Here is a 12,722-nt window from a genome sequence, read left to right on the forward strand (position 1 = left end):
CCGGTATTAGCTCAAGTTTCCCTGAGTTATTCCGAACCAGAGGGCACGTTCCCACGCGTTACTCACCCGTCCGCCGCTGACACCCGAAAGTGCCCGCTCGACTTGCATGTGTTAAGCCTGCCGCCAGCGTTCGCTCTGAGCCAGGATCAAACTCTCACGTTGAAGAGATTGATCTGGCCGATCACGTAGTTACTCAGACGGAGCCTCACAATCGACCAAGCAGCGCTTCACAGCGCAACCAGATCGGTGAGCTCAAAAAGAGAAACACGACGATCGGCACTAGTCTCTCACTTGTCGAAGCCAAAGCTTCGACCGCAAGGACAAACGCCGTCCGCGTCTCCCTTCCTCAATTCCAACAATGTCAAAGACCCGAACCCACCGGCGAACCGGCAAATTCACAGACGAGACGACGATCCGGGCTAGAAACCCCGATCACCCGCTTGTCCGACTGGGAGAACCGTGATACCGGCCAGACCATCCGGTCGGCCGCCTCAGCGGTGGAGGGCGTCTAGAGCCCGCCGATCCCCCTGTCAACCCCGTGGCCGAACCGCCGAAGCGAACCCGACCCCGAAACCAGCATCGGACAAAAACAGACCATCGCCCGGCAAACCCGCCGGCCAATCGCCGATCCTGTCAGAAGATGCTTCAGCGCCCGGTCCACTTTCGCGGCCGGCGCCGATGACCAGGGGTATAGACAGACCCCACGGGGCCGTCAACACCGTTGGGAACATTTTTGGAGGTTGGTTCGGATCACCCCCCTCCCCTCTCGGTTCGGCGGGCTGGAATACCCTCCGGCACGGGAGCCCAGTAGAGAGGTAAGGCGCCTCAATCTCGACATGCTGCCCCCCGAGAGAAACTGTCGTGCGTGAGCGGTCCGCGCCTGCTCGGCCGCCGATCCTTCATCATTAAGCGAGAGCGCCGTGCGCCGTCGTCTTTCCGGGACCTTCGAGTGAAGCGCGAGCGGCTCAAGATCGGCGATGTGGCCGCCCTCGCCCCCGGCGTCGGCCGCGGGGTCCAGGCGCCCCTCGATCTCCTCGGTGCGGACGCAACCCAGATCGATCGCCGGGCGGTCAACCTGCGCTGGCTCTGTGCCAGCACGCTGACCGGCCTGACCGGCGCGGGCCTGATCGCGGCGGCGCTCCATGTCTCCCTGCAGGGTGACGTCTCCTTCGCGGCGATCCCCGAGAAGGCCACGATCATGCCGCGGCCGCAGCCGAGCGAGAGCGGCGCCAACCTCGCCCGCAAAGGCGACCGGCTGGTGCGCAACCTGATGATCGCCTCGGCCAAGCAGAGCTTTCGCGCCCCCGTGACCGTCCGCCTCGGCGATCGCGAGATCATCAAGGCCAAGGCCTTCGTGCGGATCACCACTCCCCTGTCCATGACCACCGGGGTCTATGCCGGCGAACTGCCGCGGTTCGACCCGATGAAGTTCGTCTCCGACGAGCCTCTGGAGCGCGCGCCCGACGCCGCCGCAGACGCGCCCGGGGCCGAGGTGACGGTGGTCAAGCGCGACCTCGCCGACGCTGCCATCGACGCCAACGCCCCGGCGCTCACCGACGACGACGTCACCGCTCAGGTGGAAGAGGAGCGCCGGATCGCCGTCGAGGCCGGGCGCCGGACCGCCATCCCGATCGCGCCCCAGATCCTCCTGTCCCGCACCCTCCAGCAGGGCGCGGGCGGCGGCGATGCGGAGAGCGCGGCCGCCAAGGACGCCAACCCGTTCAAATCGATCGAGGTGCTGGTCGTCCCCGAGAACGTCACCAAGGTCCCCAAGGTCGAGCTGAAGCCGAACGAGGCGCCGCTCGTGGAGGAGCGCGATATCGCGCTCAAGCGCGGCGAGACCCTGGAGGGAATTCTCAAAGCCACGGGCCTCGCCGGGGACGAGCAGATCCGCGGCATCGTGGCAGCGCTCGGTGGCAAGACCCGCACGGCGGCCCTGCCGGAAGGCCAGCAGATGCGGGTGCAGGTCGCCCCCGGGCCCCGCCCCGGCGATCCGCGACAGGTCACCCGGGTTGTGCTCTACGGCGAGAACGGCATCGAGGGCATCGCGGCGCTCAACGACCGGAGCGCCTTCGTCTCCGTGGCGCCGCCGACCGAGGAAGCCCCCTCCTCCAAGCCGCAGCCCCAGGCGGATGCCGGCGAGGATGACGAGGAGGATTCGGGCTCCGGGCCGCGCCTGTACCAGAGCCTCTACGAGACGGCCGCGCGTCACGACCTGCCGCGGGCCACCGTCGAGGATATCGTCCGGGTGTTCAGCTACGACCTCGACTTCCAGCGCCGGATCGCCAGCGGCGACGGCCTCGACGTGTTCTACACCTACGACGACGAAGTCGGGGCCGACCGGCCGGACCTGCTCTATGCCGCCCTGACGCTGGGGGGCGAAACCCGCAAGGTCTACCGCTTCCAGTCCCCGGATGACGGCACGATCGACTATCTCGACGAGCAGGGACGGTCCCTGAAGAAGTTCTTGCTGCGCAAGCCGATCCCGGACGGGATCATGCGCTCCGGCTTCGGCTATCGGATGCACCCGGTGCTGGGCTACGCCAAGCTGCATACCGGCGTCGATTGGGCGAACCCGATCGGCACGCCAATCGCGGCGGCGGGCAACGGCGTGGTGATCCGGGCCGAGATGACCTCGGGCTACGGCAACCGGGTCGAGATCCAGCACGTCAACGGATACGTGACGACCTACAACCACATGTCGCGGTTCGGCCGGGGCGTGAAAGAGGGCGTCCGGGTCCGGCAGGGGCAGATCATCGGCTATCTGGGCTCGACGGGCCTCTCCACCGGCCCGCACCTGCACTACGAGGTGATCATCAACGGCCACTTCGTCGACCCGATGAAGATCCGCGTTCCCCGCGGTCGCGAGCTCGACGGGCGGCTGCTTGCCGAGTTCAAGCGCCAGCGCGAGCAGGTCGACGCGACCATGCAGAAATCGAAGAGCGCCACGGCGCTGGCGCAGCGGGATGCCGCGGTGCGCTGAGCGCGGCCATCAACTTACGCGAAACCGAGGCGGGCGCGGATCGCCTCGGGCGTCACCCCCGCCTGCCTGAGATCGGCGAGGCTCTGCGAGCCCCGCGACTTGGCGAGCTTTTCGCCGCCCGGATCCAGGATCAGCGCGTGGTGATGGTAGCGCGGCGTCGGCAGATCGAGCAGGCGCTGCAGCAGCACGTGGAGGTCGGTGGCCGCCTCGAGGTCCTGGCCGCGGACCACGTGGGTGATGGCCTGCTCCGCATCGTCGTGGACCACGGAGAGGTGATAGCTGGTCGGCACGTCGCGGCGGGCGATCACGGTATCGCCCCAGCGGGCGGGATCGGCCACGACTAGGCGTGTCTCAGCGCCGTCGAAGGCTTCATAGCTCAGCCGATGGCCCGCGCAACGCAGAGCGGCCGTCGTGTCGAGGCGCCAGGTATGCGGCTCGCCGCTGGCGAGGCGTTCGGCCCGGATCGCCGGATCGAGGCCGCGGCAGGTGCCGGGATAGAGCGGTGCGCCGTCCGGATCGTGCAGATTGTCGGCGCTAGCCGCGGCCTGTGCCCGGATCTGCCCGCGGGAGCAGAAGCAGGGATAGGCGAGCCCCCGGTCGATCAGGCGCCGGAGCGTCGCCCGGTAGGACTCCATGTGGCGGGACTGGTGCCGCACCGGCTCCGGGTAGGTCAGGCCGAGCCAGGCGAGGTCGGCGACGATCGCCTCCACCAGCTCGGGCTTCGAGCGGACCGGGTCGATATCCTCGATGCGCAGGCGGCAGAGGCCGCCCATCCGCCGCGCGAGGTCGTCGTTGAGCAGGGCCGAATAGGCGTGGCCGAGATGGAGCCGTCCGTTCGGGCTCGGCGCGAAGCGGAGGATCGGTGCGTCCGGCCTCACCCGTCGCGGTGGCGCAGGCAGCGCGGCGCGGCCGTCTGGCAGGCGATGCCGGGCAGCGAGCAGGCCGGGCCTCCGGCCAGGCGCTGGCAGACGCGGCAGCCGTCGGTCCATTCCAGACACGCCGGGTCGTCGGCCACCGAACGCGCCGGGGCGGGATGCCGGGCGGGCAGGAGCTCGCCGAGCAGGACCGTGGCGAGCACGAGGATTGCGATACCCCAGGCAGCGAGGGCGCCGCTCGAGGAGCGCGGTGCGGGCGGCTGGGTGGCGGCTGTCGACATGGGCTTTCTGTTGGCGTGGGGAGCGGCCGCCTGTCAACGCGGGACCGGCGGGGGCGAGCCTCGTCCCGAACGGCGGCCGCCGGCTTTCGGAGACAGGCGACGCGCTAGGCGGCCTGCGCGGTGCGGCGCTCCAGCAGGGCCGGCAGCAACTTCAGATTGAGGGGTTTGGCCATGAACCCATCGAAGCCGGCGGCGCGGGCGGCGATCTCATCGTCCCGGCCGGCATTGGCGGTGAGCGCGACGAGGTGCAGATGGGTCCCCTCCCCTCTCCCCTCCTGTGCCGCCTCCGCGGCGCGGATGCGCCGGGCGGTCTCGTGACCGTCGAGGCGGGGCATGCGCACGTCGATCAGGGCGAGGTCGAACGGGCCGTCCGAGGCGAGCCGTTCCAGCGCCTCGATCCCGTCCACCGCGTGGACCACCTCGGCGCCGAGGCGCTCCAGGGCGCGGGTGGCGAGCAGGGCGTTGATCGGGTTGTCCTCGGCGAGGAGGACGCGCTGGCCGGTCCCGGTCCGGGTTGGGGCGGGCGCCGGGGCGGCGGTGGCTTCCACCGCGACGGGCGGGGCGAGCAGGCGTTCGAACAGCGAGCGCGCCCGCACCGGCTTGATCAGGTAGCCGTCGAATCCGGCCGCGCCCGGGGCGCCGAAGCCGCGGCGGTCGAAGGGCGAGAGCAGGACCAGGCTGCAGCGGACGCCGCAGGCGCGGGCGGCATCGGCGATCTGGCGGACCGCCGCGTCGCCGAGCGCCCGGTCGGCCAGCACCGCGTCGAAGGCCGCGCCCGAGAGCGCGTCGAGGCCGTCCTCCAAGGTGCCGACGATCACGGTGGCCGCGCCCGCCCGGGACAGGCTGCGGGCGAGGTAGGGCGCCTGGTAGGGTGAATCGGCCACGATCAGGCAGCGCCGGCCCGCGAGCTGCGGCAGCGGCGCGGGGCTCGGCTGCGCGCCCTCGGCCTCCGGCAGGGGCAGGACAACCCGGAAGGTCGAGCCGCGGCCGAGGCGGGACTCGGCCTCGATCCGGCCGCCCATGCGGGTCACCAGCCGGCGGGTGATGGCGAGGCCGAGGCCGGTGCCCTCGTGGCTGCGGCTGGCACTGCCGTCGCCCTGCTCGAACTCCTCGAACAGGATCGGCAGGCGGTCCTCGGGGATGCCCGGGCCGGTGTCGGAGACGGAGAGCACCGCCTCCCCGCCCCCGCCCTCGGCGCGAGCGAAGCCGAGGCTGACCCCGACGCCGCCGCGCTCGGTGAACTTGATGGCGTTTCCGGCGAGATTGATCAGGATCTGCCGCACCCGGTCGGCGTCGCCGACGAGGCCCCGGGGAAAGTCCTCGGTGCCGTCGAGGGCGATCTCGATGCCCTTGTCCTGCGCCCGGGGGGCGAGCAGTTCCACCACGCTCTCGGCGAGCGCCGGCAGGTCGAAGGGCTCGGCCGCCAGATCGAGGCGGCCGGCCTCGATCCGCGAGAAATCGAGCACGCCGTCGATCAGCCCGAGCAGGGCCTGGCCGCTGGTGCGCACGGCCTCGACATAGGTCCGCTGCTCCAGGTCGAGATGGGTGCCGAGCACGAGCTCGGCCATGCCCAGGATGCCGTTCAATGGGGTGCGCATCTCGTGGCTGACGGTGGCGAGGAAACGCGACTTCGCCACGCTGGCGGCCTCGGCGCGTTCGAGCGCGGCATCGCGGCTGCGCAGGGCCTCGACCCGGGCGGTGACGTCGCGGCCGGCGCGCAGCCAGTGCATCGCGTCGCCGTGGGCCACCGGCATCTCGACGAAGGCGAACCACCGCACTTGGCCGTCCACCGAGCGGACCTGCGCCTCCATGCGACGGACCCCGTCCTCGCCGATCTCGACCTCGCCCCGCTCTAGGATCTCAAGATCGATCTGCGCGCCGAGCAGGTCGATGGCCGGGCGGCCGAGCAGCTGGGCGTAATCGTCGTTGGCGTAGGTGATCCGCCCGCGGGCGTCGCGCTGCACGATCACCTCGGTGGTGGCCGCCACCAGGGCACGGTAGCGGTCCTCGCTCTCGCTGATCCGCCAGATCCGGTCGTGCAGCCGCTCGGCCTCCGCCTCGTCCGGCAGGGAGCGCCGGGCCCGCCAGTGGCCGAGCGCGAGGGCCGCCGCGATCAGCAGCGCCAGCACGAGCGCGATATCCTTGACGACCATGGCAGCCTCCCCGGCTTCAGGCCGGCTCGGGGGCAGGATCGCAGGCGAAGCTGAAGGGCGCGTTGGGAAAAGCGCTTAACCGCCGGTTGCGCGGATCTTCGGCACGGAATGCTAAACGTTGCCGCAGTTCGATCCGAAATCCGGCTCGCGAGTTGCCTGCCAGGACAATCGGTCCGGACGGAGATAGAGCTTATGCCGGGTGAGCATTACGACGTGATCATCGTCGGATCCGGCCCCGGCGGCGGGACGATGGCGTGGCGGCTGGCCCAGACGGGCAAGCGCATCCTCCTGATCGAGCGCGGAGACTATCTCCTGCGCGAGCCGCGCAACTGGGACAGCCAGGCGGTGATCGTCGACGGCTATTACCAGACCAAGGAGACCTGGTACTCCTCCACCGGCAGCAGCTTCCAGCCGGGCCTGCATTATTATGTCGGCGGCAATTCGAAATTCTACGGCTCGATCCTCTTTCGCCTACGCGAGAAGGATTTTTCGGACATTCGGCACGAGGACGGCATCGCCCCGGCCTGGCCCGTGGGCTACGACGAGTTCGAGCCGCATTACCAGGCCGCCGAGGAGCTGTTCCACGTCCACGGCCTGCGCGGCGAGGACCCGACCGAGCCCTGGTCGCGCAAGCCCTATGCCCATCCGCCGGTCTCACACGAGCCGCGGATCCAGCAGCTGTTCGATAACTTGAAGAGCGCCGGTCACCACCCGTTCCACCTGCCGGTGGGCGTGCGGCTGGTGGAGAAGGACGGGCGCGCCGTCTCGACCTCGCCCTGCATCAAGTGCGAATCCTTCGACGGCTTCCCCTGCCCCACCAACGGCAAGTCCGACGCGCAGACCATGGTGGTCGATCCGGCGTTGCGCGACTGCCCGAACCTGACGCTGCTGACCCGCACCTATGTCGAGCGCTTGGTCACCGACCCGACCGGACGCAGCGTCACCGGCGTGGTCGGCACCCGCGACGACGCGCCGTTCGAGGCCTCGGCCGACCTCGTGGTGGTGGCCTGCGGGGCGCTCTCCTCGGCGCTGCTGCTGCTGCGCTCGGCCAGCCACCAGCACCCGGACGGCCTCGCCAACGGCTCCGGCCAGGTCGGGCGCAACTACATGCGCCACAACAACTCGACGGTTCTGGCGATCTCCAAGATGCCGAACCCGACGCGCTTCCAGAAGACCCTCGGCCTCAATGACTTCTACTTCGGCGACCCGGACCCGAAGGACGATTGGGACTTCCCGCTCGGCCATATCCAGATGGTCGGCAAGTCCGACGGCGCCCAGATCCACGGCGAGGGGCTGCCGGGCTTCCTGCAATGGTTCCCCAACAAGCCGTTCGACTGGATCGCCAAGCACTCCGTCGATTTCTGGCTGACCTCGGAGGATATCCCGCTCGCCCAGAACCGGGTCTACTACAAGGACGGCAAGGTCCACCTCGATCTCACCGAGACCAATGTCGAGGCGCACAAGCGCCTGCGCCGCAAGCTGCAGGAGATCTGCAGCTTCACCGACATGCACCCGCATCTGTTCGACCGGTCGCTCTATCTCGGCAAGAACGTTCCGATCGGGGGCACCGCGCACCAGGCTGGGACCCTGCGGTTTGGCGACGATCCCAAGACCTCGGTGCTCGACCGGCACTGCAAGGCGCACCAGCTCGACAACCTCTACGTCACCGATGCGAGCTTCTTCCCGTCGATCGGCGCCGTGAACCCGACGCTGACGATCATCGCCAACGCCCTGCGGGTGGCCGAGCATCTGGTCGACCGGATGGGCGCCAAGAACGAAATCGCACCGCCACGCCTGTTCGACCACACCGAGCCGCGGGAGCCCGTTCCGACGTAAGGGCGCAGCTCTGCTATACAGGGGGATCGCCCTCGAACCGATCGCCCCGCCCTTGGCCATTGATCACATCGATCTCAGCCGGATCGACCTGAACCTGCTGGTCGCCCTGGACGCCCTGCTCGACGAGCGCAGCGTCACCCGGGCGGCCGCGCGGATCGGCGTCGGCCAGTCGGCGATGAGTTCGAGCCTCGCCCGGCTGCGCCGCCTATTCGACGACGAATTGCTCACCCGGGCCCCGGACGGGATGCGGCCGACGCCGAGGGCCCTGAAGCTTGCCGAGCCCCTGCGGGCGACCTTGCGGCAGGTCCAGGCCCTGGTACACCGGGAGGAGCGGTTCGATCCGGCCACCGTGGAGCGCAGCTTCACCGTGAGCCTGCCCGACAGCGTCGAGGTCCTGCTTGGCCCGCGGCTGATCGCGCAGTTGCGCCGGGAGGCGCCGGGGATCCGGCTGCTGCTGCGCTCGGTCGATCGCGCCCGGATCCTCGACGAGCTCGACGCCGACCGGGTCGATCTCGCCATCGGGTTGTTTTCGGAGGGGCAGATCCACCACAAGCAGCGGCTGCTCTACCGGGACAGCTACGTGGTGCTATTCAACGCCGAGCTGATCGGGATCGAGCCTCCGATCGGCCTCGACGATTACCTGCGCTTCCCGCACGTGCTGACCTCCCTGCGGGAGACCGCCCACGGGGTAGTGGACGACGCGCTGGCGCTGATCGGGCGCTCGCGCGTCCTCGCGGTGACGACGCCGCGCTTCCTGGTGGTGCCGTTCCTGGTCCGCGCCGCGCCAGTGGTCGCCACCATGCATGCCCGGCTCGCCACAGCCTTCGCCAGCGCCCTGTCGCTGACGGTCAGCCCGGTGCCGGTGGCGCTGGACGACATCGCGGTGTCGATGCTCTGGCACGCCTCCTACGATCGCGACCCCGCCCATCGCTGGCTGCGCGACCTGCTGGTGAAGCTCGCCAACGAAGCGCCGGCCTTCGGGATGCTGTGACGGCTGCTCAGTTGCGTCTCACCAACCCACGCCGTCATTGCGAGCGTAGCGAAGCAACCTAGGGAAACGCCACGTTTTGGGTGCGCGCGCCGCCCTGGGTTGCTTCGCTGCGCTCGCAATTACGGGGGGCGGTGTGACCGTCACCGGATCTCACAAACAGGGATCGTCCGCCGCTTCCAGCCGGCCGCTGGCGATGGCGTCGCGAAACAGGCCGAAATCCTCGGCGTTGCGGGCCGCATAGGCGGCGGCCCAGTCGGCCAGGGCTTCGCGCAGGTCAGGGCTCTTGCCACCGCCGCAATAGCCGGCGATCGCCGCGGCGTCGCCGGTACGGGCATGGGCCCGGGCGAGGAGCGCCCCGTAGGCGTACGAGAAGGTCAGGAGCGGCGGCCCAGACATCTCGGACAGCGGGATCGCGCCCTTCAGGTTCTTCATCTGGCGCACGTAGTACGGCCGGCCCTCGATGCTGGTCCAGCCGAGCAGCGGGTCGCCCACGGCCTGAAGCAGGCGCTGGCCGTAGATGACGCGCTCGCCCTCGTGGCCGGCATAGGGCTCGGGCATGCCGGGCAGATACGGCGCGTGGGCCGGGCGGACCGCTTCCTTGACCTGGAGGAACAGGGCATCCTGGTCGGAATTCCCGCAGAGCAAGGCCACGTAGGCCCGGGTCCCGACGCTGCCGACCCCGACGACTCGGTGGGCGACGTCGATCACCTGATAGCGGTCGAGCATGAACCGCCGCTCGCGCGGCAGGGTCTCGGCGTAGCGTTCCAGTCCGGTGACGATGCTCTGCCGGGTGGCGTCGTCCACCGGGGTGAGGATCGGCGGATCGGTCCGGAAGCGCCAGCCACCGTCGATGCGCCGCTCGGCCACCTGGGCCAGGAGGCTGCGGTTGTTCTTGCGCCGCGCCTTGTCCACCGCCCGGCGAACGACCGAGCGGGCCTCGGCATTCATGCGGATCCCGCCGAGGTGTTCCGCATCCGCCCGGGTGGTCTGGTACCAGACGTCGAGGGAGCCCTGCGGCGCCAGCCGCCGCATCGTGTGCTGATAGCCGGACACCGCCGTCATCACGGCGGTGCGGGCGGAATCCGGGGGCGTGCCGGCCTCGCCGGTGGCGACCGCGATGCCGGCGCAGAGCCGCTTCAGGTCCCATTCCCACGGGCCGACCGTGACCTCGTCGAAATCGTTGAGGTCGAGGACGATGTCCTGCTGCGGCGTGCCGAACAGGCCGAAATTGTCGATGTGGGCGTCGCCGTTCATCACCACGTCGATGCCGCTGCGGGGCCCGCGCGACAGGTCCCAGGCCATGACATGTGCGGCGCCGCGCAGGAACGCGAACGGGCTGGTCGCCATCCGGGCGACCCGCAACGGGATGAGATGCGCCTGTCGCCCCTCATGGGCCGCCTCGATCAGGCCCACCGGATCGGGCCGGTCGGGCTCTGGGCGCAGGATGGCGTGCTCAGCGTGGGGCACCTCGGCTCGCAGGGCCTTGCCGGCTTGGCGGCGCTTGTCCCAGGGCTCGACCCCCGCCCGGAGATCGATCCGCGGAAAGTCGGCGAGCGGGGCCAGCACAATGTCCTCGGCCGGCGCCCCGGAGGTCGGACCTACCGGATCGTGCCGCGTGTCGTCGCTGCGTACTTGGTCCATGATGTCCCGCCGAACCGAACGCACGACAACCTTGACCGTACTCAGTCGTTCCGAGCCGGCTTTATCCCCGTACACGATAGGATTGGCCCGACTCTGTGACCATTCAGCTCGCGACGGGTCTTGACCACATTACAGGCCAGCCCTCTAACCGATCGCTTATTCGGAGGGCGTCTGTCCCGGCCCGGTCCGTGCGGATCAAACCGACATGGTGGCGGGTGTATCGGGGGCGGACCGAACGGCGCCGTCGGGCGTCGCATCAGGTGGGACATCACATGCCCAAGGGCTCAGATCTTCTCGTTGCGGCTCTCGAGAACGAGGGCGTCGACCGTATCTTCGGCATCCCCGGCGAAGAGAACCTCGACGTTGTCGAATCGCTGCGCACCTCCAAGATCGAGCTGGTGCTGACCCGCCACGAGCAGGCGGCGAGCTTCATGGCGGCGACCCACGGCCGCCTGACAGGCCGGCCGGGCGTGTGCCTCTCGACGCTGGGCCCGGGCGCGCTGAATTTCTCCACCGGCGCCGCCTACGCCCATCTCGGCGCGATGCCGATGATCATCATCACCGGGCAGAAGGGCATTCTCTCTTCCCGGCAGGCTAAGTTCCAGATCGTCGACGTGATCAGCTCGATGAAGCCGATCACCAAGATGGCCCGGCAGATCGTCTCCGCCTCCTCGATCCCCACCATCGTGCGCGACGCCTTCCGGGTCGCCACCGAGGAGCGGCCCGGGCCGGTGCTCTTGGAGCTGCCCGAGGACATCGCGGCCGAGCACGCCGAGGCCAACCTCGTGCCGTCGCACCCGATCGACATCCCGGTCGCCCACCCGGCCGCGATCGAGCGGGCCGCCGCCATGATCCTTCAGGCCAAGCGGCCGCTGGTCATGCTCGGCGCCGCCGCCAGCCGGCCGCGCGCCACGGGCGATCTCGGCGGCTTCGTCCACCGCACCCAGATCCCGTTCTTCACCACCCAGATGGGCAAGGGCACGGTCGCCAGCGGCACTGACCTCTACATGGGCACCGCGGCGCTCTCCGAGCGCGACTACGTCCACGAGGCGATCGACAAGGCCGACCTGATCATCGCCATCGGCCACGACACGATCGAGAAGCCGCCCTTCTTCATGGGCCAGGCCGACCAGAAGGTGCTGCACATCGGCTACATGCCGGCCAACGTGGAGCAGGTCTATTATCCCGATGCCGAGGTGGTCGGCGATCTCGGGCCGACCCTGAAGCTCTTGGCTGACAAGCTGGAGGGCAAGCTGCCCAACGCCGGCGCCCTGCTGCACCTGCGCGAGCACATCCTCGGCCACATCGCCGACCGGGCCGGCGAGGACCGCTTCCCGGTGACGCCCCAGCGCCTAGTGCGCGACGTGCGCCGGGTGATCCCGGAAGACGGGATCGTGTGCCTCGACAACGGCATGTACAAGATCTGGTTCGCCCGGAACTACCGCACCTACGTCGCCAACACGCTGCTCCTCGACAATGCGCTCGCCACCATGGGCGCCGGCCTGCCCTCGGCCATGATGGCGGCGATGCTCTACCCGAAGCGCCGCGTCATGGCGGTGTGCGGCGACGGCGGCTTCATGATGAACAGCCAGGAGATGGAGACCGCGGTGCGGCTCAAGCTCAACCTGGTCGTGCTGATCCTCGACGACTCGGCCTACGGCATGATCCGCTGGAAGCAGGCGGTCGACAAGTTCGCCGACTATGGGATGACCTTCGGCAACCCGGATTTCGTGCTCTACGCCCAGTCCTACGGGGCCAAGGGCCACCGGGTCGAAGCGGTGCACGACCTCGTCCCGACCCTGGACCGCGCTTTCGCCGAAGGCGGCGTGCACCTCGTCGCGGTGCCGATCGATTATTCGGAGAATACGCGCGTTCTCGTCGAAGAATTGCGCGAAAAGGTGAAGGATTTCGAGCCGGCGGAGTGAACGCTTCGAAGAATTGATCCCGGCACGACAACAGGGC

At 69.3% G+C, this 12,722-nt stretch carries 8 protein-coding genes and 1 rRNA gene; 4 read left to right on the forward strand and 5 right to left on the reverse strand.

Annotation, left to right across the window (positions count from 1 at the left end; genetic code table 11):
- Nucleotides 1–162: ribosomal RNA gene (locus BM228_RS15540) — 16S ribosomal RNA — on the reverse strand; the annotation flags it as partial.
- Between the two features lie 787 nt (nucleotides 163–949).
- Between BM228_RS15540 and BM228_RS15545 the strand changes: the two genes are divergently transcribed.
- Nucleotides 950–2,983, forward strand: a complete 2,034-nt coding sequence (locus BM228_RS15545) for a M23 family metallopeptidase (protein WP_092042098.1) — start codon at nucleotides 950–952, stop codon at nucleotides 2,981–2,983.
- 14 nt (nucleotides 2,984–2,997) lie between these two features.
- Here BM228_RS15545 and gluQRS read toward each other — a convergent pair whose 3' ends face one another.
- From gluQRS to BM228_RS15560, 3 genes are all read right to left on the reverse strand, one after another.
- Nucleotides 2,998–3,861 carry a tRNA glutamyl-Q(34) synthetase GluQRS gene (gene gluQRS / locus BM228_RS15550; RefSeq protein WP_244537162.1) on the reverse strand — a complete coding sequence of 288 codons (864 nt, stop codon included), beginning with the start codon at nucleotides 3,859–3,861 and terminating at the stop codon, nucleotides 2,998–3,000.
- Nucleotides 3,858–4,139, reverse strand: a complete 282-nt coding sequence (locus tag BM228_RS15555) for a hypothetical protein (protein WP_092042102.1) — start codon at nucleotides 4,137–4,139, stop codon at nucleotides 3,858–3,860. The genes gluQRS and BM228_RS15555 overlap by 4 nt, the downstream gene beginning before the upstream one ends.
- A gap of 104 nt (nucleotides 4,140–4,243) precedes the next feature.
- Entirely contained in the window at nucleotides 4,244–6,292 is a 2,049-nt protein-coding gene (locus BM228_RS15560; protein WP_092042103.1) for an ATP-binding protein, read from the reverse strand.
- A 192-nt stretch (nucleotides 6,293–6,484) separates the two neighbouring features.
- Here BM228_RS15560 and BM228_RS15565 point away from each other — a divergent pair, with 192 nt between their 5' ends.
- Together BM228_RS15565 and BM228_RS15570 are read left to right on the forward strand one after the other, a co-directional pair.
- Nucleotides 6,485–8,128, forward strand: a complete 1,644-nt coding sequence (locus tag BM228_RS15565; RefSeq protein ID WP_092042105.1) for a GMC oxidoreductase — start codon at nucleotides 6,485–6,487, stop codon at nucleotides 8,126–8,128.
- Nucleotides 8,129–8,180: 52 nt separating this feature from the next.
- Nucleotides 8,181–9,119 carry a LysR family transcriptional regulator gene (locus BM228_RS15570; RefSeq protein ID WP_092042106.1) on the forward strand — a complete coding sequence of 313 codons (939 nt, stop codon included), beginning with the start codon at nucleotides 8,181–8,183 and terminating at the stop codon, nucleotides 9,117–9,119.
- A gap of 150 nt (nucleotides 9,120–9,269) precedes the next feature.
- Here BM228_RS15570 and BM228_RS15575 read toward each other — a convergent pair whose 3' ends face one another.
- Entirely contained in the window at nucleotides 9,270–10,760 is a 1,491-nt protein-coding gene (locus BM228_RS15575) for a DUF2252 domain-containing protein (protein ID WP_092042108.1), read from the reverse strand.
- Nucleotides 10,761–11,032: 272 nt separating this feature from the next.
- Between BM228_RS15575 and BM228_RS15580 the strand changes: the two genes are divergently transcribed.
- On the forward strand, nucleotides 11,033–12,685 hold the full coding sequence (locus tag BM228_RS15580; RefSeq protein WP_092042110.1) for an acetolactate synthase large subunit: 1,653 nt from the start codon (nucleotides 11,033–11,035) through the stop codon (nucleotides 12,683–12,685).
- Nucleotides 12,686–12,722 lie beyond the last annotated feature (37 nt).

This window comes from Methylobacterium pseudosasicola, assembly GCF_900114535.1.
Classification (GTDB): Bacteria; Pseudomonadota; Alphaproteobacteria; order Rhizobiales; family Beijerinckiaceae; genus Methylobacterium; species Methylobacterium pseudosasicola.

What these genes read in the sequence shown, in the direction of transcription:
- BM228_RS15580 (WP_092042110.1), top strand. Translation starts at nt 11,033, where the DNA reads ATGCCCAAGGGCTCAGATCTTCTCGTTGCGGCTCTCGAGAACGAGGGC.
- BM228_RS15575 (WP_092042108.1), bottom strand. Translation starts at nt 10,760, where the DNA reads ATGGACCAAGTACGCAGCGACGACACGCGGCACGATCCGGTAGGTCCG.
- BM228_RS15565 (WP_092042105.1), top strand. Translation starts at nt 6,485, where the DNA reads ATGCCGGGTGAGCATTACGACGTGATCATCGTCGGATCCGGCCCCGGC.
- BM228_RS15555 (WP_092042102.1), bottom strand. Translation starts at nt 4,139, where the DNA reads ATGTCGACAGCCGCCACCCAGCCGCCCGCACCGCGCTCCTCGAGCGGC.
- BM228_RS15560 (WP_092042103.1), bottom strand. Translation starts at nt 6,292, where the DNA reads ATGGTCGTCAAGGATATCGCGCTCGTGCTGGCGCTGCTGATCGCGGCG.